General features: G+C 69.3%; 22 protein-coding genes and 1 tRNA gene. 17 read left to right on the plus strand and 6 right to left on the minus strand.

The features are described 5' to 3' along the window. Window positions 1–232: 232 nt before the first annotated feature. The 5 genes from OG558_RS13250 (at window position 233) to OG558_RS13270 (ending at window position 3,373) form a co-directional block, all read left to right on the plus strand. Window positions 233–730 (plus strand): tRNA adenosine deaminase-associated protein, encoded by a 498-nt coding sequence (locus OG558_RS13250; protein WP_405070505.1) that lies wholly within the window; start codon window positions 233–235, stop codon window positions 728–730. Window positions 731–761: 31 nt separating this feature from the next. Continuing rightward, entirely contained in the window at window positions 762–1,190 is a 429-nt protein-coding gene (locus OG558_RS13255; RefSeq protein ID WP_405070506.1) for a nucleoside deaminase, read from the plus strand. 13 nt (window positions 1,191–1,203) lie between these two features. Next, window positions 1,204–1,294, plus strand: a tRNA-Ser gene (locus OG558_RS13260). A 98-nt stretch (window positions 1,295–1,392) separates the two neighbouring features. Further along, window positions 1,393–2,904, plus strand: a complete 1,512-nt coding sequence (locus OG558_RS13265; RefSeq protein ID WP_405070508.1) for a potassium/proton antiporter — start codon at window positions 1,393–1,395, stop codon at window positions 2,902–2,904. Between the two features lie 46 nt (window positions 2,905–2,950). After that, window positions 2,951–3,373, plus strand: coding sequence for a hypothetical protein (locus OG558_RS13270; RefSeq protein ID WP_405070509.1), 423 nt, complete (start codon window positions 2,951–2,953; stop codon window positions 3,371–3,373). Window positions 3,374–3,411: 38 nt separating this feature from the next. On the opposite strand, the gene OG558_RS13275 is transcribed toward OG558_RS13270, so the two are convergent. Continuing rightward, the gene (locus tag OG558_RS13275; protein WP_329483515.1) at window positions 3,412–3,975 is read right to left on the minus strand and encodes a LytR C-terminal domain-containing protein; all 564 of its coding nucleotides are present in this window, start codon (window positions 3,973–3,975) and stop codon (window positions 3,412–3,414) included. A gap of 28 nt (window positions 3,976–4,003) precedes the next feature. Next, a complete protein-coding gene (locus OG558_RS13280; RefSeq protein WP_328525222.1) occupies window positions 4,004–4,297 on the minus strand; it encodes a type II toxin-antitoxin system VapB family antitoxin in 294 nt (97 codons plus the stop codon). 158 nt (window positions 4,298–4,455) lie between these two features. Between OG558_RS13280 and OG558_RS13285 the strand changes: the two genes are divergently transcribed. The 6 genes from OG558_RS13285 (at window position 4,456) to OG558_RS13310 (ending at window position 10,730) form a co-directional block, all read left to right on the plus strand. After that, the gene (locus OG558_RS13285) at window positions 4,456–5,160 is read left to right on the plus strand and encodes a peptidoglycan-binding protein (RefSeq protein ID WP_405070510.1); all 705 of its coding nucleotides are present in this window, start codon (window positions 4,456–4,458) and stop codon (window positions 5,158–5,160) included. Between the two features lie 102 nt (window positions 5,161–5,262). Continuing rightward, on the plus strand, window positions 5,263–6,798 hold the full coding sequence (locus OG558_RS13290) for a helicase HerA-like domain-containing protein (protein WP_405070511.1): 1,536 nt from the start codon (window positions 5,263–5,265) through the stop codon (window positions 6,796–6,798). Window positions 6,799–6,942: 144 nt separating this feature from the next. Then, entirely contained in the window at window positions 6,943–8,319 is a 1,377-nt protein-coding gene (locus OG558_RS13295; RefSeq protein WP_405070512.1) for a diguanylate cyclase, read from the plus strand. A gap of 96 nt (window positions 8,320–8,415) precedes the next feature. After that, the gene (locus OG558_RS13300; RefSeq protein WP_329483519.1) at window positions 8,416–8,967 is read left to right on the plus strand and encodes a SigE family RNA polymerase sigma factor; all 552 of its coding nucleotides are present in this window, start codon (window positions 8,416–8,418) and stop codon (window positions 8,965–8,967) included. Then, window positions 8,964–9,800 (plus strand): hypothetical protein, encoded by an 837-nt coding sequence (locus OG558_RS13305; RefSeq protein ID WP_405070513.1) that lies wholly within the window; start codon window positions 8,964–8,966, stop codon window positions 9,798–9,800. Before OG558_RS13300 ends, OG558_RS13305 begins: the two co-directional genes overlap by 4 nt. A 72-nt stretch (window positions 9,801–9,872) precedes the next feature. Beyond that, window positions 9,873–10,730 carry a hypothetical protein gene (locus OG558_RS13310; protein ID WP_405070514.1) on the plus strand — a complete coding sequence of 286 codons (858 nt, stop codon included), beginning with the start codon at window positions 9,873–9,875 and terminating at the stop codon, window positions 10,728–10,730. A 67-nt stretch (window positions 10,731–10,797) separates the two neighbouring features. Here the strand turns inward: OG558_RS13310 and OG558_RS13315 are convergent, their stop codons facing one another. Beyond that, window positions 10,798–12,018: a hypothetical protein gene (locus OG558_RS13315; RefSeq protein ID WP_405070515.1), complete on the minus strand. Its 1,221-nt coding sequence runs from the start codon at window positions 12,016–12,018 to the stop codon at window positions 10,798–10,800. 166 nt (window positions 12,019–12,184) lie between these two features. Here OG558_RS13315 and OG558_RS13320 point away from each other — a divergent pair, with 166 nt between their 5' ends. Both OG558_RS13320 and OG558_RS13325 read left to right on the plus strand, forming a co-directional pair. Beyond that, entirely contained in the window at window positions 12,185–12,700 is a 516-nt protein-coding gene (locus OG558_RS13320; RefSeq protein ID WP_329483523.1) for a SigE family RNA polymerase sigma factor, read from the plus strand. After that, window positions 12,700–13,695 carry a hypothetical protein gene (locus tag OG558_RS13325; RefSeq protein ID WP_405070516.1) on the plus strand — a complete coding sequence of 332 codons (996 nt, stop codon included), beginning with the start codon at window positions 12,700–12,702 and terminating at the stop codon, window positions 13,693–13,695. The genes OG558_RS13320 and OG558_RS13325 overlap by 1 nt, the downstream gene beginning before the upstream one ends. 40 nt (window positions 13,696–13,735) lie before the next feature. Here the strand turns inward: OG558_RS13325 and OG558_RS13330 are convergent, their stop codons facing one another. Together OG558_RS13330 and OG558_RS13335 are read right to left on the minus strand one after the other, a co-directional pair. Then, window positions 13,736–14,242 carry a DinB family protein gene (locus OG558_RS13330; protein ID WP_405070517.1) on the minus strand — a complete coding sequence of 169 codons (507 nt, stop codon included), beginning with the start codon at window positions 14,240–14,242 and terminating at the stop codon, window positions 13,736–13,738. Further along, window positions 14,242–15,033: a helix-turn-helix domain-containing protein gene (locus OG558_RS13335; RefSeq protein ID WP_405070518.1), complete on the minus strand. Its 792-nt coding sequence runs from the start codon at window positions 15,031–15,033 to the stop codon at window positions 14,242–14,244. The genes OG558_RS13330 and OG558_RS13335 overlap by 1 nt, the downstream gene beginning before the upstream one ends. A gap of 112 nt (window positions 15,034–15,145) precedes the next feature. Between OG558_RS13335 and OG558_RS13340 the strand changes: the two genes are divergently transcribed. Next, window positions 15,146–15,508, plus strand: a complete 363-nt coding sequence (locus tag OG558_RS13340) for a nuclear transport factor 2 family protein (RefSeq protein ID WP_405070519.1) — start codon at window positions 15,146–15,148, stop codon at window positions 15,506–15,508. Between the two features lie 81 nt (window positions 15,509–15,589). Then, the gene (locus OG558_RS13345) at window positions 15,590–16,339 is read left to right on the plus strand and encodes a phytanoyl-CoA dioxygenase family protein (protein WP_405070521.1); all 750 of its coding nucleotides are present in this window, start codon (window positions 15,590–15,592) and stop codon (window positions 16,337–16,339) included. Window positions 16,340–16,343: 4 nt separating this feature from the next. Here OG558_RS13345 and OG558_RS13350 read toward each other — a convergent pair whose 3' ends face one another. Further along, window positions 16,344–17,201, minus strand: a complete 858-nt coding sequence (locus tag OG558_RS13350) for an aminoglycoside phosphotransferase family protein (RefSeq protein WP_405070522.1) — start codon at window positions 17,199–17,201, stop codon at window positions 16,344–16,346. 87 nt (window positions 17,202–17,288) lie between these two features. On the opposite strand from OG558_RS13350, the gene OG558_RS13355 reads away from it, so the two are divergent. Further along, the gene (locus OG558_RS13355) at window positions 17,289–18,083 is read left to right on the plus strand and encodes a methyltransferase domain-containing protein (RefSeq protein ID WP_405070523.1); all 795 of its coding nucleotides are present in this window, start codon (window positions 17,289–17,291) and stop codon (window positions 18,081–18,083) included. Between the two features lie 428 nt (window positions 18,084–18,511). Continuing rightward, window positions 18,512–19,264, plus strand: a complete 753-nt coding sequence (locus OG558_RS13360; protein ID WP_405070524.1) for a hypothetical protein — start codon at window positions 18,512–18,514, stop codon at window positions 19,262–19,264. The last annotated feature ends 27 nt before the right edge of the window (window positions 19,265–19,291 follow it).

A 19,291-nucleotide genomic window follows, 5' to 3' on the forward strand; every position in this document is an offset into this window, starting at 1 on the left:
TACCGTCGGCGATTCGCGGCGGGAAAGCGCGCTCGCTGTCAGACTCGACTGTGCTCTGCTTTCCGGGCACCGGAATCTGCCCCCTGCCGGCGCGCCCGGCTCCGGCGGCTCCGCGTAGCCCTGCGGAGAGCGACGTACGGTCACTGACCGTTGACCGGTGTTCGTGGATCTGATATCGCGTCGAGATCGCGAATGCCTCCCGTGCGGAGCGCTTGTCTGCGACGATGATCCGGTGTCTGATGCCACGGCTGGGCCGATGACCACCGATCTCGATTTCGCGGTCGCCGCTTACACCGAGGACGGGGTCTGGACCGTCACACCGCTGGTGCTGCGCGGTGAGCCGGACCTGTCCACGGTGGTGTCCGCGCTCCGGCGCTACCCGGGCGAGGCCGGTGTCCTGGGCATGCTCTCGGTCGACGAGGACTTCTTCATCCTGTTGCGGGTGATCGGCGGCCGGGCCCGGTTGCTGATCTCCGATGTCACCGCCGCGACCGAGTGGCCGCTGGCCCGGCAGGTGGTGGACGAGCTCGACATCCCGCTCGCCGATGACGACGACGAGCAGGTCCCGGCCGGCGACCTGGCGATCATCGCCGACCTCGGCATGAGCGCGATGGATCTGGGCGCGCTGTGCGACGACGTCGACCTCTATCCGGAGGAGATGCTGGAGGAGATCGCCGACGCACTCGGGTTCGGCAACCAGTTCCACGAGGCGATCGAAGCCGTTGGCTAGTCCGGCGCTGCGGCGCGAGTGGGGGCGGTTGATGACACTCGCGCTGGCGGAGGGGGAGAAGGCGCGGCCCGACGTACCGATCGGGGCGATCGTCGTGGACGCCGACGGCACGGTGATCGGCCGCGGCCACAACGAGCGGGAGGCGACCGGCGATCCGACCGCGCATGCCGAGGTGCTCGCGATCCGCGCCGCCGCTCGGCACGTCGGCGAGTGGCGGCTGACCGGGTGCACGCTGGTCGTCACGCTGGAGCCGTGCACGATGTGCGCCGGCGCGATCGTGCTGTCCCGGCTGGACCGGCTGATCTTCGCGGCGTACGACGAGAAGGCGGGGGCCGTGGGTTCACTCTGGGACGTCGTCCGGGATCGGCGGCTCAACCATCGGCCCGAGGTCGTGGGCGGCGTGATGGCCGACGAGGCGGGTGCCCGGCTCCGCGATTTCTTTATCGGGCACAGACCTTGATAGCCTCTCCGGCGGTGGCGTGTCCGAGCGGCCGAAGGAGCGCGCCTCGAAAGCGCGTGACGGGCAACCCCCGTCCGAGGGTTCAAATCCCTCCGCCACCGCCAACCACCCTTCGCGGGTGGAAGTTAGGCCGGAGACCCTGATGCTGTGTGATGCGTCAGGGTTTTCGTCTCTCGGGACCTGACTCGACGAGGGGCCCCACATGGATGTTGAGGAGCTCGATCGGATCCTGCTGGCCGGGGCCGCGGTGCTGCTGGTCGCGGTGGTGGCCGTCCGGCTGTCGGGGCGGCTCGGGCTCCCGTCGCTGCTGATCTACCTCGGGATGGGGCTCGTCCTCGGCGAGTCGGGGCCGGGGCACATTCATTTCGAGAATGCCCAGCTCGCGCATGCGCTCGGGTTCGCCGCGCTGGTGGTGATCCTGACCGAGGGTGGTCTGACCACCCGGTGGAACGAAGTGCGCCCGGTGATGCCGCTGGGCGTCGTACTGGCGACTGTCGGCGTCGCGATCAGCGTGGGCGTGGTGGCCTGCGTGGCGCACTTCGTGCTCGGGCTGGACTGGCAGATCGCCGTACTGCTCGGGGCCGTGACGTCACCGACGGACGCGGCCGCGGTGTTCTCGGTACTGCGGCGGGTCCCGGTCAGACCGCGGTTGCGGGGTGCGCTGGAGGCCGAATCCGGTCTGAACGACGCGCCAACCGTTTTGCTCGTCACTCTGGTCAGCACGGGCGAGGTTGGTGAGAAGGGGCTGCTGTACTTCAGCGGCCTGGTGCTCTACGAGTTGGTGATCGGTGCGCTGTTCGGGTTCGTGATCGGGTGGCTCAGCGTCGGCCTGATCCGCCGGATGGCGCTCGGCTCGGCCGGTCTGTATCCGCTGGCGGTCCTGTCGCTGGCGATCATCTCGTACGCCGGTGGCGCGGTGCTGCTGCACGTGTCGGGGTTCGCGGCCGTCTACGTGACCTCGCTGGTGCTCGGACGGGCCGAGTTGCCGCACCGGATGGCCACTCGGTCGTTCGTCGACGGGATTGCGTGGCTGGCCCAGATCGGGCTGTTCGTGATGCTTGGGCTGCTCGCGTCACCGGGTCGCTTCCGGCTGAACGACGTACTCCTCGCGTTGGTGATCGGCATCGCGGTGACGGTGGTCGGGCGGTTCGCATCGGTGGCGGTGTCGGCGGCGCCGTTCCGGTTGCCGTGGGCTGAGCAGACGTTCATCGCCTGGGCGGGGTTGCGCGGCGCGGTCCCGATCGTGCTCGCGACGATCCCGCTGGCTGAGGGCGTACCGCAGGCGGACCGGATCTTCGACGTGGTGTTCGTGCTGGTGCTGCTGTTCACGCTGCTCCAGGGGCCGTCACTGCCCTGGCTGGCGCGCCGGCTCGGGGTGCTCGACGAGACCGCGGCGTACGAGGTGGACATCGACGTGGCGCCGCTGGAGTCGCTCGGCGCCGACATGATCCAGGTGCACGTGCCGAGCGAGTCCCGCCTGGCCGGCGTCGAGATCGGCGAACTCCGCCTCCCGGCCGGCGTCTCGGTCTCCCTGATCATCCGCGGCGACCGCGCCTTCGTCCCGGACCGCCGCACCGTCCTCCGCGCCGCCGACTCCCTCCTCGTCGTTGCCCCCAGCCCGCTCCGCGACCAGACCGTCCGCAGGCTCCGCGCCGTCTCCCGAGCCGGCCGCCTGGCCGGCTGGTTCGGCGAACGCGGCCGCGAACAGCTCTGAGCTCGACTCGGTTGCCTAGGGGTTAGTTCTGAACTACCTTTGAACTATGTCAGACCTGCAGGAAGTGAACTTCTCGGACCTGCTTCAGCGCCCCAACGAAACAGTGGAAAAGCTGAAGGCAAGCCGGCACCGCGCCCTCCGCGTCCACCGCCGCGGCTCCGAGGACGACCTGGTCCTGACCACTGTCGATCGCGTAACGGTGCAGAGTCAGTGGGCTGAGCTTGGCGCGCGGACCCTGCGTGCTGTGATGGACAACCCGACCCTGCGCTCCACCCACCTGCTCGACATCCTGCCGCAGGTATTTCCATGGATTCGATTCCTGCCGACCGACGGTCAGACCGAATTCGCGCAGGAGCTCGTCGAGGTGTGGGAGGCCAGTGTGGACCTCGGCGTCCCGGGCCCGGTGCTGCTGCTCATCGCTCGTTGGCGCAACACTGCGGAGGTCTACGCCGATCCTGACCTACCCTGACCTCGCCAGAGAAGGGCAACTTCGGGGCGACCGACTGATCAGTTCGGGTTCTGGCCGGAGGGGACTGGTTGGGGGGTGTGGATGACGGGCAGGCAGACGTTGGCGTTCGGGGGGACGGTGACGGAGGGGAGGCCCTTGAGCTTCACCGAGCCGAAGCCGGCGCCGATGACCAGGTCGACGGTGTGGTCGGTGCGGCCGTCGCCGATGAGGAGGGCCTTCTGATTCAGCTGGCCGGCGATCAGCAGCATCTCGGGCGCGGTCTCGCTGGCGCCGCGGATCGAGACCACGTCGATCTTGTCGCCCTTGGGCTCGTTCGCGATCTTGCTGATGTTGAAGCCGCGCTTCTGCAACGCATCCGCGACCCGCTGCGCCGAGCCCGCCTTCGCACCGCCGTTGTAGACGTTCAGCACGACCTGCTTGGGCACCAGCCGGTTGTTCGGCAGCTTCTGCTCGACGCAGGTCGGCTCGGCGCTGCTGTTGATCAGGGACTTCCAGCCCCACCAGCCGCCGCCGGCCAGGATGCCGAGCAGGATCACCATCGTGATCGGCGTCCGCCAGTGGATCCGCGAGTGTGGCCTCGGTTGCGGATGGATCGCTGTCATCGGCTCAACCCCCCGTGAGCAGACATGGTCAGTCCACGACCAGAACCCGGGCGTGCAGGACCAGACGCTGCTGCAGCGCGGCGCGCAGGGCGCGGTGCAGGCCGTCCTCGAGGTACATGTCGCCCTTCCACTCCACGACGTGTGCGAACAGATCGCCGTAGAACGTCGAATCCTCGTCGAGCAGTGCGTTCAGGTCGAGAGTGCCCTTGGTCGTCACGAGCTCGTCCAGCCGCACCTGCCGTGGCGGCAGCGACGACCAGTCCTTCGGCTTGAGCCCATGGTCCGGGTACGGGCGTTCCTCCCCGACACGCTTGAAGATCACCCCCCGAAGTCTAGCGGGGTAAAAGGTCTTGTGAGAGGTCGTGAAGGTCACCGGAACAGCCCGGAGAGGTGACTCAACCTTTCGGTGCCGTCAGACGTCCCACCGGGATCGGGAGCAGTGAGCCAGATACAGCGCTCACGACCAAGGGGGTTAACCGCATGCGAATTCTTTCCAAACTCGGCCTCGCGACGGCCACGATCACGGTCGTCGCACTCGGTATGACGTTGCCGGCGGACGCGATCACGGTGTCCCAGGTGAAGGCGGCCCAGACCCGGCTGAACCGGCTCGGCTGCATGGCGGGACCGGTCGACGGCAAGGCCGGCGCCATGACCCAGGCGGCGACCGTGCGGTTCCAGGCCGCCAACGTCTTGAGTCAGACCGGTTCGCTCAGCAGTACGACGTACTCGCGGCTGATGGCCTCGACCGCGAAGCGGTGTGACGTCCGGGCGGTGCCGCGCCGGTCGGGCACGGGCCGCCGGATCGTGATCAGCCAGACGCAGAACTGGGTCTGGCTCATCGATGCCCGCGGCAAGGTCGTCCGGCAGGGCGGGATCATCGACAATCCGACGTACCTGAAGGCCGGTAACTACACGAGTGGCGCGAAGTGCGGGCGGGCCGCCCGGGTCCGGAAGAACACCGACGGTGCGAGCCTGTACCTGAACAACTTCGTCCGGTTCGCGCCCTGCGGGATCGGGTTCCACCAGATCCCGACGTACAAGTCCACCGGGAAGCAGATCCACGCCGACTGGCTGCTCGGCACCAACTACAAGGCCTCCCACGGCTGTATCCGGGTGTCGGCGTCGATGTCGGCCACGATCTGGTCCTTCGCCGCCGGCGCGACCCATGTGGTCGTGATGCGCTGAGGTCCCCGAGTGCCCCGGGGTGTGGATAACGGTCCGATCCACGCTCCGGGGCACTAGCATGCGCAGCGGGTAGTTCTGTCAACCGGGGAAAGGCACGCTGACATGGCCGAGACAGCCGACGTCGTGGAGTCCGTCAAGCAGGGCTACGCGTTCGAGGGGGCGGCGATCGAGCTGGGCGCGCTGCTGGTCGACGACGAGCCGAAACCGGAGGCGGCGGTCCGGATCCCGCTCTCGATGGTGAACCGGCACGGCCTGGTCGCGGGCGCCACCGGTACCGGTAAGACGAAGACGCTGCAGCTGATGGCCGAGCAGCTGTCCGCGGCCGGTGTCGCGGTGTTCGCCGCCGACATCAAGGGCGACCTGTCCGGCATCTCGCAGCCGGGTGAGGGCAACGACAAGCTGCTGGCCCGGACCAAGTCGATCGGCCAGGACTGGACCGCGTCCGGGTTCCCGACCGAGTTCTACGCGCTGGGCGGGCAGGGCACCGGGATCCCGATCCGGGCCACCATCACGTCGTTCGGGCCGGTGCTGCTGTCCAAGGTGCTGGGGCTGAACGACGTCCAGGAGTCCTCGCTCGGACTGATCTTCCACTACGCCGACAAGGCCGGACTGACGCTGCTCGACATCAAGGACCTGCGCGCGGTCATCCAGCACCTCACGTCCGACGAGGGCAAGGACGACCTGAAGGAGCTCGGCGGGCTGTCCGCGGCGACCGCCGGCGTGATCCTGCGGTCGCTGATCGGGTTCGCCGACCAGGGCGCCGAGGCGTTCTTCGGCGAGCCGGAGTTCGACACCGCGGATCTGATGCAGCAGCGCGACGGCAAGGGCGTCATCTCGCTGCTCGAGCTGCCGAACCTGCAGGACCGGCCGGCCCTGTTCTCGACGTTCCTGATGTGGCTGCTGGCCGACCTGTTCCACGACCTGCCCGAGATCGGCGATGCGGACAAGCCGAAGCTGGTGTTCTTCTTCGACGAGGCGCACCTGCTGTTCGCGGACGCGTCGAAGGCGTTCCTGTCGGCGATCGCGCAGACCGTCCGGCTGATCCGGTCGAAGGGTGTCGGCGTCTTCTTCGTCACCCAGACGCCGAAGGACGTGCCGGACGACGTGCTCGCGCAGCTCGGCTCGCGGGTGCAGCACCAGTTGCGGGCGCACACGCCGAACGACGCGAAGGCGTTGAAGGCGACCGTGTCGACGTTCCCGACGTCGTCGTACGACCTGGGCGAGGTGTTGACCCAGCTCGGGATCGGCGAGGCGATCGTGACGGTGATGAACGAGAAGGGCGCGCCGACGCCGGTGGCGTGGACCCGGTTGCGGGCGCCGCAGTCGCTGATGGCGCCGGCCTCCGCGGAGCAGCTGACCGCCTCGGTGCAGGCTTCGCCGAACAACGCGAAGTACACCGCGGTGATCGACCGGGAGTCGGCGTACGAGATGCTCGCCGCCAAGGTGCAGGCCGGCGCCGAGCAGGCCCGGACGGAGGAGCAGGCCAAGCAGCCGGAGGCCCCGAGGCCGCGTGCCCAGAAGCAGGAGAAGTCCGTGGTCGAGGCGGTCATCGGCTCGACGGTCTTCAAGCAGTTCGCCCGCTCCGCCGGCCGCGAGATCGTCCGCGGGCTCTTCGGCGCAGCCCGCCGCCACAAGTAAACCCTGCGCAGGCAGGGAATTCAGTCGTTTGATCGTTGATCAAACGACTGAATCATCAACCATTGACCATCGTTTCCAACTCGTCATCCACAGCGCGCCGTCGCGGATTGGGACGAGACGCCTACTCGTCGTACGGTGGGAGGGATGGTTGCGCAGAGTAGGCGAGCGATACGGTCCTGGGCGCTGTGGACCCTGACGGTCCCGGCGTTCGCTGTTGTGGTGCTCGTCGACCTCGCCGCGATCGGGTACGGCGTGCAGGCGTTCACCGACCGGCCGGACTGGCGCGGCCTGGACGTGGTGTTCGCACTGACCGTGTCCGCGCTGATCTCGGTCGAGGGTGCCCGCCGGGTCGAGAACCGGCGGCGTCGCGGCGGAGCGCTGCACAAGGACCTGGCGCCGGCTTGGATGATCGCGGCCGCCGTCATCCTGCACCCGGCGCTGGCAATCCTGGTCGCCGTCCTGCTCCGGATCTGGTGGCGGATCCGGGCCGGCAAGTGCATCCCGTATCGATGGGCGTTCTCGACCGCGGTGTACGTGCTCGCGGTCGGAGCGGCCCACGCGGTCTTCGTCTGGGCTCGCGACCTGACCGGCGACAGCGGTCTCGGCCTGGTCGTCTCGATGGTGTCCGGCGCGATGGCGTACGTCGTGACCGACACCGTGCTGTGTGGCCTGGCGATCTCGCTGATCATCCCCGGCAGCAGTTGGCGCGAGGCTGTCGGTGGGCTGGACGATCTCTGCACCGACGTGACGGCCGCGACCCTCGGCTGCCTGCTGGCCGCGGCCTGCCTGATCAGCCCGTGGTTCGCGTTCGTGGCGATCCCGATCACGCTGACCGCGCAGCGAGCCCTGCTGCTCGGCCAGTTGGAGTCCGAGGCGCAGACGGATCCGAAGACCAGCCTGACCCGGGTCGACTGGTGGCGGCGCCGTACTGAGGAGATGTTGCGGACCGCGCGGACCCAGCGGGAGCCGATGGCGGTGCTGCTCATCGACATCGACCACTTCAAGCAGGTCAACGACCGGCACGGGCACCTGGTCGGCGACGAGGCGCTCCGCGCGGTCGCGACGATCCTGCGCAGTGCGATCCGGGCGAAGGACGTGATCGGCCGGTTCGGTGGCGAGGAGTTCGTGATCGCGCTGCCGGACACCGGCCTCGACGAGGCGACGGTCACTGCCGACCGGCTCCGCAACGCCGTCGCCGCCAGCCCGCTCGCCGCGATGTGCGCCGGCGTACTGGACGAGCCGGATCTCGACCCCGACACGTTCCGGCTCACCGTCTCGATCGGCGTGGCCGTCCACCCGGCCGACGGCAGCACTGTCGACGACCTGTTGCTCCGAGCCGACCGGGCCATGTACGCCGCCAAGTCCGCCGGCCGCAACCGCGTTCGCCTGGCCGCCGACACGCTGCCTCTCCCACGGCTGACCCCGATCACCCCGGTCCGGTCGCACGACAGCTCCCCGGCCGATCGCGGCGCCGACCACGCGGTCGCCACCGGCGCGACGGCGCCCACCGACCGCCGCTGACCGACCTGCACCCGTCGGCAATCTTCCGCCGCCGGCGCAGAACCATTCACCTCGGTACGGCGTCTCCAGGGGTGAGGGTGGCAGGACGGAGAACACATGGCCGGTTCGGGGAGTCGCGACGACGACTTCACGGCCTTCGTGCTGGCCAGGTCCGCGCGGTTGGTGCACTTCGCGCGGATGCTCTGTGGTGACGCCGGCCTGGCGGAGGACCTCGTGCAGACCGCGCTGGAGAAGGCGTACCTGCGCTGGGATCGGATCGAGCTGGCCGACCCCTTCGGCTATGTCCGGCGGGCCGTGGTCAATCAGCACCTGTCCTGGGTACGACGCCGGCCGTGGCGCGAGCGGCCTAGCGGCGACGCGAGCGAGCTGGAACTGTACGCGGGCGACACCGCTGGGTTCGGTGCAACGGTCGCCGACCCGTCGGGTGCGGTCGAGCGCAAGCTCGCCGTCGGCGCTGCGCTGTCGACGCTGACCCGGCGCGAGCGTGCGGTCGTCGTACTGCGGTATGTCGAGGACCTCACCGAGCAGCAGACGGCGGCGCTGCTGGGGGTCGCGGTCGGCACGGTGAAGAGCGCGAACGCGCGGGCGCTGGCGAAGCTGCGGGCCGCGCCCGAGCTGAGCGGTAGTTATGTAGGAGAGCGAGCATGAACGACAAGGGCACTACCCTGCCCGAGGACGACCTACGGGCCGCCCTGGCGCCGGACGGCAGCATCGCGCCCCTCGATCCTGCTCGCGTGATCTCGGGAGCTCGCCGCCGGCGTAAGGTGCGCGGCCTCGCCACGACCGCGGTCGCCGCGATAGCGGTCGCCGGAGTCGCGACCAGCGGCTTCCTGGCCGGCGGCAGGTTGCTCGGGCAGGCTCCCGAACCGGCGAATCCCGGACCGACGGCGCTGATGTCCCCGAACAGCCCGACGCCATCGGCCACCACCCCGAGGCCGCCGGCCAGCACGCCTGGCGCGATCCCGATCACAGCGGCGGCCTGCCGCGCGGCGGCGGCAAGCGAGCCGGGCCCCGGCCCCAAGGCCACCCAGCGGAGCCTGCTGAGCGACGAGACCGGCACCGCGATCGTGATTGCGGACAGCCGCTACTGGGTGGCATGCGACAACACGTTCGGCCGGCAGGTGTCGGCGCGGCGGCCGGCGCGCCTGCAGAAGCCGAGCCCACAGGACACGGACGCCTTCGCGGTCGCCGACGACCTGATCACGCGCCCGGACGGCGAGCGCGAGTTCTCCTGGGCCGGTGGGATGCTGCCCGACGGCGTGGCGAGAATCCGGTACACCTTCCCCGACGGCGCGACCGAGGACGCCGTGGTCCACGGCGGCTTCTGGCTGCTGCGGCATATCTCCGACCGGGTGCCGCCGAGCGGCCCGCCGACGACCACGATCCGGGTCCGCCTGCTGTCCGCGTCGGGTGCCGTCGTGAACGACTTCCGGCTGACCTGGGGACTACAGACGTGCGCCCAGATCAGCCACGGCTGCTGAGCACCAGAACCTTCCGGACCCGAGGCGCGTCCTTCAGTCCGACAGAGTCCAAGAAAGTTGTGGAGGGCAACGATGATCGAACCGGGCCGGAAACGGCGGATGACCGGGATCCTGGTGAGCGGACTCGCGGTCGCGGCGGTGGCCGGCGTCGCGATCGCGGGGACGGCGATGGCCCGCAGCGGAAGGCCGGACGTGGCGGTCGGGGGCGGTGGCCCGGCAACGCCGGTCCTGCAAACGCCCGCGACACCGAGTGCCGCGGAAACCCCTGTACCTGCGACGCGGAAAGTCACGCCCGCTGCCACACCGAGGATTGCGCAGACCCCGGTGCCGAGCAGCAAGGTCGTCGTACCGAGGCCGAAGCCGCAGAAGCCGCAAGAGCAGCAGCCGCCGGCGGATCCGGTCGCCGCGTGCAAGCAGTGGCTGAAGGACACCGGCGAGGGCAATCCCGGCAGCCGGGCGAAGGCCGTTGCCCGCCTGGACGGTACGCCGGGCACCGTGCTGATCCTTGCCGACAGCAACTACTGGGCCGGCTGCGACACCGCTTACGCCCGGACCGGCGGCGGCCAGGGCTCCATCCGGCAACCGACCAAGCTCGCCAATCCGGCGCCTGGCGACGCGGAAGCCTTCACCGTCGCGAACAACCTGATCCCGATCAACGGCAAGCAGTACGAGTACTACTGGGCCGCCGGCCAACTGCCGTCCGGTGTCACCAAGATCTCGTATGCCTTCCCCGACGGCCGCACCACGAACGCTGTCATCCAGGGCAAGTACTGGGTGATGCAACACCAGACCACAACGCCATGGAAGGAAGGCACAGCGCCGACCACACTGATCAAGGTCACGCTGTACGGCGCCAACGGCCACGCCCTGCGTGACTTCCTCCTGGTCTGGGGCGAGGACACCTGCGCCCAGATCAGCCACGGCTGCTGACCCCGGATCCAAAGCGGCGGCCGCACGCTCATTGAGCGTGCGGCCGCCGTGGGGAGGGGTTGGTGGTTCAGCAGGTGCCGAAGGATCCGGCCGACACCCAGGCCTTCGCGACATACATGCCGGCGTTGACCCGCAGCCAGATGCTGCTGGTGCCCTGTGAGCCGGTGACGCTCTGCCCGGTGGTCTGGCACTCGACCGTCACCTGCGCCGACTTGCCTGCCATGCCGACAACCGCGCCGGACGAGCTCGCCGAGTTCCGGATGTTCAGGTAGCCGGACGAGATCGAGACCGTGCCACGGCCGCCGTCGCCGGTCCACAGGTAGGTCACATCCACGAACCCGTTGTCCGGCAGTGCCAGCGCGTCCCAGAACACGCCGTCCGCGAGGTCGATCCCGGCCGGGTTCGCGACGGTCCGGCCGAACTGGTCCTTCCCGCCGTTGTAGCCGTTCTGGTACGCCGCCTGTGCCTCGGGCTTGCCCTGCGGCAGGTCCTTCCACATCTCGCGGGTCGCGCTCGGGTTCCAGTAGTCGTCCTTGGTGTTCCACGGGCCGACGTCCCACACCGGCTCGAAGGCGCAGCGCGAGGCGGTGCAGACCTTGACCGAGTACGTGCCGGAGCCGTTGCCGGCCAGTCCTCGTCGTGACGGCAGCGCGACGAAGTGGTCGCGACTCACGATCACGTGGCCGTTGGCCGTCGTACCGCCGACCAGGCCTTCGCGGGTGGCGAAGACCCGGGACTGCAGCGGCGCGGCCTGGATGATCATCCCGCTCGGGGCCGCCTGGTCGGTGGGCTGAACGGTCACGTCACCGACCCACGGGCTCGCGCCGGTCGGTGGTGCGCTGACGATGATCCGCAGCTGGATCTGGTCACTCGTGCCGGGCAGGGCGGTCGGCGTACCGGCCTTGGCGGCCGTCCATTCGGACCACCTGCCGTTGACCCAGGCCCGTACGTCGACCTCCGCCGACGAACTGTCCGGCGTGCCGGTGGTGTAGCCGACGACGACGGCCGAGGTGGCGGCGCCGAAGCGGACCGGGGTGAGCTCGGCCAGACCGGAGCGCTGCTTGATCTCGGTCGAGCCGATCGCGGCCGGGGCGTCGCCGAGGACGATCCGGTTGCCGTCGACCTTGACGTTGCTGGATCCCTGGACAGGTTGCGTGGCGACGACGGCGGGGTCGGTCTCCGCGGCGGAGCTCGGGAGGGCGATGGCGGCGAGCGGCGCGATCGCGAGGGCGGCGGCCAGGCAGGCGATGGCCTGCCGACGGGCTTTGATACTTCGGGTGACACGCATGGGCGGAACCTCCGGGGCGGTGAAGGTGTGTGCACCCAATGTGACAAATGAACCGCGACTCTGCATAGCCCGTGAATAAATTTCTTCGAAGGAGTTGGTGACCGAACAGAACCCGATCGATCACCCAGTGGGTTTGTACCGGTGTGACAGAGGCAGAGGAGAATCGATGACCCGGACCGCGGACGCCGACTTCGAGCGCTTCGTGTTGGCGCAGTCGACCCCCTTGCTCCGCTTCGCGGAGATGCTGTGCGGCGATCGGCACACCGCCGAGGACCTGGTGCAGCAGGCGTTGATGCGCTCCTATCCGAAATGGCACCGGCTGAGCGGCGACCCGTTGCGGTACGTACGGCGGGTGCTGGTCAACCGATTCCTCACGCAGGCCCGCCGGCGCTGGAACAACGAAGTACCCAGTGACCCGGTGCAGAACGATTGGGACCAGCGAGCGGTAGCGGACTTCGCCCAGGACGTGCAGACCAGGGAGGCCGTGCTCTCGGCTCTCGCCGGCCTGACCGTCCGGGAGAGAGCCGTCGTCGCGCTGCGCTACTCGCAGGATCTCTCCGAGGCCGAGACCGCCGAGCTGCTCGGTGTGGCGGCCGGGACCGTGAAGAGCACGGCTTCCCGGGCGCTGGCCAAGCTGCGTCTGGCACCCGACCTGATCGATACCGGAGTTGGAGGAAACTGATGAGTGACGAGCGGATTCGCAACGCTCTCGACTATGACCTGGAGCCGTGGCAGCCGGACCCCGCCGACCTGATGCGGCGCGGCAAGCGGCTGGCCTGGCTTCGCCGCGGACTGGCCGCGGCGGGCGTCACCGCACTCGCCGGAACCGTTGCGACGGTGTCCGCCGCGGTCGGGGGACCGACCGACGTGAAGAACCTGCTGGCCGGTGGCGACAAGCCACCGGTGCCGGTGGTGGTGCCGGCGGCGACTCCGCAGCCGCCGTCGGTCGACCCGACCTGCCTGCCGAGCAAGCCGGCGCTGCCGAAGGTGGAGGTCTCGATCGACAAGACCATCGACCCGAACAGCGTGCCGACGACCAAGCCGAGCCTGCCCGGCAAGCCGACCCTGCCGTCGGTGCCGACCACCCTGCCGTCGCTGCCGGGTAAGCCGTCGCTCCCGACGACGAAGCCGACGCTGCCGTCGCTCCCCCAGGGCAAGCCGACGCTGCCGACTGTCAAGCCGAGTCTGCTGGGGAAGCCGACGCTGCCGACGACGAAGCCGACCCTTCCGGCAAAGCCCACGCTGCCGATCGCCAAGCCGACGCTGCCGGGCAAGCCCACGCTTCCGTCGGTGCCGACCGGCAAGCCGACTCTTCCGAGCAAGCTGCCGGTTCCGACCGCCGCGCCGTCGCTGCCGACGACCGTGCCGTCGGTGCCTGGCAAGCCGGTCCCGGTTCCGTCGGTGGCTGACTGCGTGCACGGCGTACCGACCGAGCAGCCGTCCTTGCCGCAGTCGAAGCCGAGCCTGCCGGGCAAGCCGTCGCTGCCGACCACCAAGCCGTCCGTGCCGAAGGCCGCCGTTCCGACGGTGAAGGTCACGGTCACGATCGACCCGGGCAAGGTGTCGCACCCCGGCACGAAGCCGTCGCTGCCGACGCTCCCGACCACGAAGCCGATCGTCCCGACGCCGAGCCTCCCGACCGCACTCCCCACCGGTCACCCCTCCTCAAGCCGGTAGGGCATCCCGGTGGTCACCGGCGAGTAGGCACCCTGCAGTCCTACTCGCCGGTGACCCCATCGATCAGTTCCCGCGCGACGTCCAGCTGGCCGGTGTGCCGCGCGTACTCCTGCAGGACGTGGAACAGGATCCAGTTCAGCGTCGGGCGGTCGTCGGCGTCGAACCGTCCACCGGCGGCGCCGAGAGTCGCCGGATCCACCCCGGCGACCAGCTGCCGGGTGAGCTCGCCGCCCTCGTGCAGCGCGGCCAAGAGGCCCTCGAGAGTGTCGTCCGGGCCGATCTCCCACCGGCCGTCCGGATCGTCGCCCGAGTCGCCCCAAGGGTGATCCACCGGCTCACCCGCGAATCCCCAGTGCAGCCAGCGTCGCTCCACGAAGGCCAAGTGCCTGAGCAGTTCCAGGGGCGACCAGCCCGACGGCAGGCGACTGCCGCGCAGGTCTTCCTCACACAGGCCCGTCAGCTTCGTCTCGATGACGCCGCGGTACTGGTCGAGGTACCACAGGTGGAGCTCGACCGTGTCGGCCAGGTCGCGAGGCGGAGTGGTCATCAAAGCGCCCTGAGGTACTCGGCCGTCTCGGCGTCGGCCGGGTAGAAGGACTCGATCATCAGCTCCGACACCGTGACGTCGAGCGGCGTGCCGAAGGTGGCGATCATCGTCAGCAGCGACAGTTGGTGGCCGTTGTGCATCAGTTTGAACGGTACGACGATCTCGGCCGGCCCCGGATGCGCCGGCCGGTCGTCCACGGCGTACCGGCGGAGTTCGTCGTACAGATCCTGGAGCTCGGGGTCGGCGGTGCTCGCGGCCTGGCGCTGCAGGCTGCCGAGGGCGGCGGCGCGCACGTCGGCGATGTTGCCGATCCGGCGGGCCAGGCCGTCCGGGTGCAAGGTCAGCCGGAGCGCGTTGATCGGTGCCTGGAGCAACTTTTCGTCGACGCCGGCGGTGAACAGCTGGATGCCGGCGTTCGTCTCGACGATGTTCCACCAGCGGTCGACGACGAGGGCCGGGTACGGCTCGTGGGCCTTCAGTAGCCGGCGCAGCGTCGTCCGGATCGCGAGCATCGCCGGTGAGTGCAGCGACGCCTCGCTGTAGATCGGCGCGAAACCACCGGCCAGCAGGAGCTGGTTGCGATCCCGCAGCGGTACGTCGAGATGCTCGGCCAGCCGCAGCACCATCTCGCGACTCGGCCTGGACCGGCCGGTCTCCACGAAACTCACGTGCCGGGTGGACACCTCGACCCGGTTCGCCAGCTCCAGCTGACTGAGCCGGCGGCGCTCCCGCCAGCCACGCAGAAGCTCACCCACCGGGCGCTGGAACGTCTCCTCGATCGTCGCTGCCATGGTCCGACCGTAACCGCTTGCATAGACAACGCCATTACCTCGGACGTCATCGACCGGACCTACGGACCGGCGGCAGGGTTCTGGTCATCCGAACTTCCGAGGAGGAAACACCATGAACGCCAACGCTCTCGCCGACCGGTACTTCGCGATGTGGAACGCCGCCGACGCCGACCGCCGGGCCGAACTGATCGCGGGGACCTGGACCGAGGACGCGACCTTCGTCGACCCGAGCTTCGAGACGAACGGCCACGACGAGCTGAACAAGCTGGTCGGCGCCGCGCAGCAGATGTTCCCGGGGCTGTCCTTCGTCCGCATCGGCGACATCGACGAGCACCACACCTACCTGCGCTGGACCTGGCACCTGCAGGCTGACGGCCAGGAACCGGTGGCAGGTGGCACGGACATCGTCGTGCTCACCGAGGACGGCAAGATCCAGAAGCTGATCGGCTTCCACGACTTCGCCCCCGCGCACTAGTCCCCTCGTTGACCGGGGCATCGATCGCCAGGGCCTGTCAATTGGGTGGCAGGTCCTGGCGGCCCGGCGCAGCATGGGTGGATGCTCAGCGCCCAGGATCTGGAAACCTTCGAGCGCGACGGGATCGTGAAGGTCCCGGCGGCGTTCTCGGCCGACGAAGCCGCGCGGATGCGGGACGTGCTGTGGTCCGAACTGAAGGACCGGCACGGGATGGATCCGGACGACCGCTCGACCTGGACGACGTTGCGGCCGACCGGGCTGAAGACCACCAAGCGACACTCGGTCGCGAACGCGATCCTCGGCCCTCGCCTGCGGTCGGCGCTCGACGACCTCCTTGGCCAGTGGAAGCAGCCGCCGCATCAGGGTCAGGTGCTGGTCACCATGCCGACGGGCGACGGCTGGGCGGTGCCGCATCGCCAGTGGCACACCGATGTCGGGTTCGACCAGCCTGCGGACGAGTTGGCGGCGGTGAAGATCTGGGCTCTGCTGGATGATCTCGAGCCTGGTGGCGGCGGGACTCCGCAGGTGGCCGGATCGCCGCAGGTGATCGCTCGCTACCTGAGTACGACGGACGAGCGCGAGTTCACCGCGATCCGCGACCAGGTGCTGCGGTCCGATCCGTGGTTCCGCAACCTGACCTCGGCCGGCGAGCGGCCGGTCGATCCGATGGTCGAGGCCGATCTCGACGGACTACCGGTCCGCGTGGTCGAGCTCACCGGTCGCGCGGGTGACGTCTACGTGACCCATCCGTGGATCCTGCACTCCATCGCGCCCAACGCGAGCGACACCCCACGGATGATGCGGAGCCGCTTCATCTGGAAGTCGGCCTGAGCGGTCAGAAGGCGGCGACCAGCCGGGCGCACCGCACCGGGTCCTCGGTGAGGCCGACCGACAAGCCCCAGAGCCAGTAGTCGACCGTCCGCCAGACGACCCAGTCCCGCGCGCGATCCCGATCCAGACCGGCGGCGCCCACGGCCGTGTCGAAGTGCGGCACGATGTCGGCCATCTCGTCGAGGCGCGTCCACAGCACGCGGCCGAGGTCGTACGCGATGTCGCCGCGGAACAACACCGGATCGACCGTCAACCACGGCTCCCGGGAGCCCGCGAGTACCTGATCGGAGTGGAAGTCGCCGTTCACTGCGAGATCTGACGTGGTCTCGGCCAGGTCCGGGGCGACGCGCAACGCCTCGCGCAGCACACTGACGTCGAACGGCCGACCCAACTGCTCCCACTGCCGCTCCAACGCGGCCGACCGCTGGGCCACGATCGCAGCGGTCGACGGCACATCATCCGGAGCCGGTACCGCGAACCGCCGCATCAGGTGCCCCAGTACGGCGACCGCCTCGTCGACCGGCCGACTCGTCAGCGGCGTCGTCAGCCGCTCCAGCAACATCGCACCGGCTTCGACGTCGGCGTCGTACAGCCGGACCATGCCGCGCCCGTCCCACCACCGCAGCGCTCGGGCCTGCTCCTCGACCTCGCGGCCGGGCGGCGACATGCGTAGTACCAAGTCGTCACCACCCCGCATGACCGGCACCACGATCGCGTTCGATCCGTGCGCGACCGGCCCGGCGATCTCCAACCCCCACCGTGCACACTGCTCCTCGACAGCCCGGGTCAGCCCACCCAGCCAGTCCGCGCCCTCCGTCCACCAGCGCGGCATCCGCAGGAACTCCTCAGGCAGTTCGATCACCCGAACAAGCTAGCCGCGACAGTACTGGCGACGCGCCCGAATTACCGAGGCCTCCCAGACGGCGGGGTGGCGGACCATGATGTGGGCATGGGCGGAGAGGCTGGGATGGGCGGGTTGCAGTTCGATCCGGAAGTGTCTCGGAAGACCGAGGCGATGTACACGACGTCGGACATGGTCGAGCAGCGGCGGATCGTGCGGGTGGCGCTGGCGTTGCGGCCGGGGGATCGGGTGCTGGATGTCGGCGTCGGGCCGGGGTTGCTCGCGGCGGAGATGGCTGAAGAGGTGGGGCCGACCGGGCGGATCTGCGGGATCGACATCAGCGACAGCATGCTGGCGATCGCGAGGACCCGCGCCGGCGCGGGACCCGGGATCGAGTTGGAGGCGGCGTCGGTGATGCGCATCCCGCATCCGGCCGAGAGCTTCGACGTGGTCGTGTCCACCCAGGTCTTCGAGTACGTCGACGACGTGGCCGGTGCCTTGGACGAGGTCCACCGGGTGCTGCGGCCGGCGGGTCGCGTCGTACTGCTGGACACCGACTGGGCTTCGGTGGTGTGGCGGTCGAGTGACGACGCGCGGATGGCGCGGGTGCTGACCGCGTTCGAGGACCATCTCGCCGATCCGCATCTGCCCCGGACGCTGGCCGACGGACTGGCCAAGTCCGGTTTCATGCTCACCCACCAGCAGGTGGTGCCGCTCCTCAACACCGGGTACGACAATCGGACGTACAGCGCCGGCCTGATCGACATCGTCTCCGGGTTCGTGCCCGGCCATGGCGGCGTCACCGCGGACGAGGCGCGCGCGTGGGCCGCGGACCTGCGCGGCCTCGGGGCCGGCTACTTCTTCAGCCTCAACCGGTATCTGGTCGTCGCGTCGGCGTTGTGAGCGCCGAGCTCGGCGAGCGCATCCTGGGATAGATGCGCCCGCCGGGCGCCGGTCGTTCTCCCGCCCCTCAGTGGGAGAACTCGCGGCTCGGTGAACACCACCCATGCCCGAATGGCACTGACCGAACCGCGGGACCACCTAGACGTACCCAACCGCGCGCGGCTCACACGTCCCGGCACGCGGACCGAGCGGAAATCTTCACGTTTCTCAAACCTTCGGCCCGGAGGTGTCTCGACCTGTGACCCGGGTCCCGCCTACGCTGGACGGCGATTTCGCGTGCCGGGGGAGGTACGCGGACGCCAGGGGAGGAAACACGATGCCGGATGTGTTCGACGACGAGCTGTCCGAGGCCGACCTGGACGAACTGGAGGCGCTCGGGGCCGCGGAGGACGCGGACCTGATCCTCGGTCCGGTCAGCGGTGAAGCAGATGCCTGAGGCAAGGATCGTCTGGCGGGGCTGGGCGCTGAACAAGCGGACCGCGGCGATGGTCGAGGCTGCGGAGAAGTTGTACAAGTCGAAGTTCGCGATCCTGCAGGGGTCGTACAACAAGAGTGGTGTAGAGGCGTCGGCCGGCACCCACGACGGTGGCGGAGCGATCGACATCGACGTACGGACGAAGAGTGTCGCGCAGCGGGTCGCTGTCGTGAAGGCGATGCGCGCGGTCGGGTTCGCGGCCTGGCTGCGTACGCCGGCTCAGGGCAACTGGCCGTATCACGTGCACGCGATCGCGGTCGGGGACAAGGATCTGTCCCGGGGCGCGGCGACCCAGGTCGTGGAGTACCACCGCAAACGCAACGGCCTGGCCAACCGGGGCAAGGACGACGGGCCGCCCGGGTTCTACGGGATGACCTGGGAGCTGTACCTCAAGGCGCACGCGCCCAAGCAGCCGGTGCCGGACTCGACCATCTCGCTGGCCGCGATGGCGTACGCGCGGACGCACGACGCGATGACCGGGGTGTGGGGCGCGGACCGGGCCCGGGTGATCGCCTGGGCGGCGCATCCGAGGGTCGGCGCGATCACCAGGGCCGAGACCGTTCCGCCGGCCGGTGTGCCGTGGCACCTGCACTTCCAGCGGGTGATCCGCAAGGTGCAGGTGCACTTCAAGCTCGAGGACACCGGCAGCTTCGACGCCGCGGTTGCCACGGTGATGAAGCGCTACGGCTACACGATCGTCGCCTGAACCGCCGTACCGACGACAAGGCCCCAC

It is taken from the genome of Kribbella sp. NBC_01510 (assembly GCF_045040325.1).
Taxonomy (GTDB): Bacteria; Actinomycetota; Actinomycetes; order Propionibacteriales; family Kribbellaceae; genus Kribbella.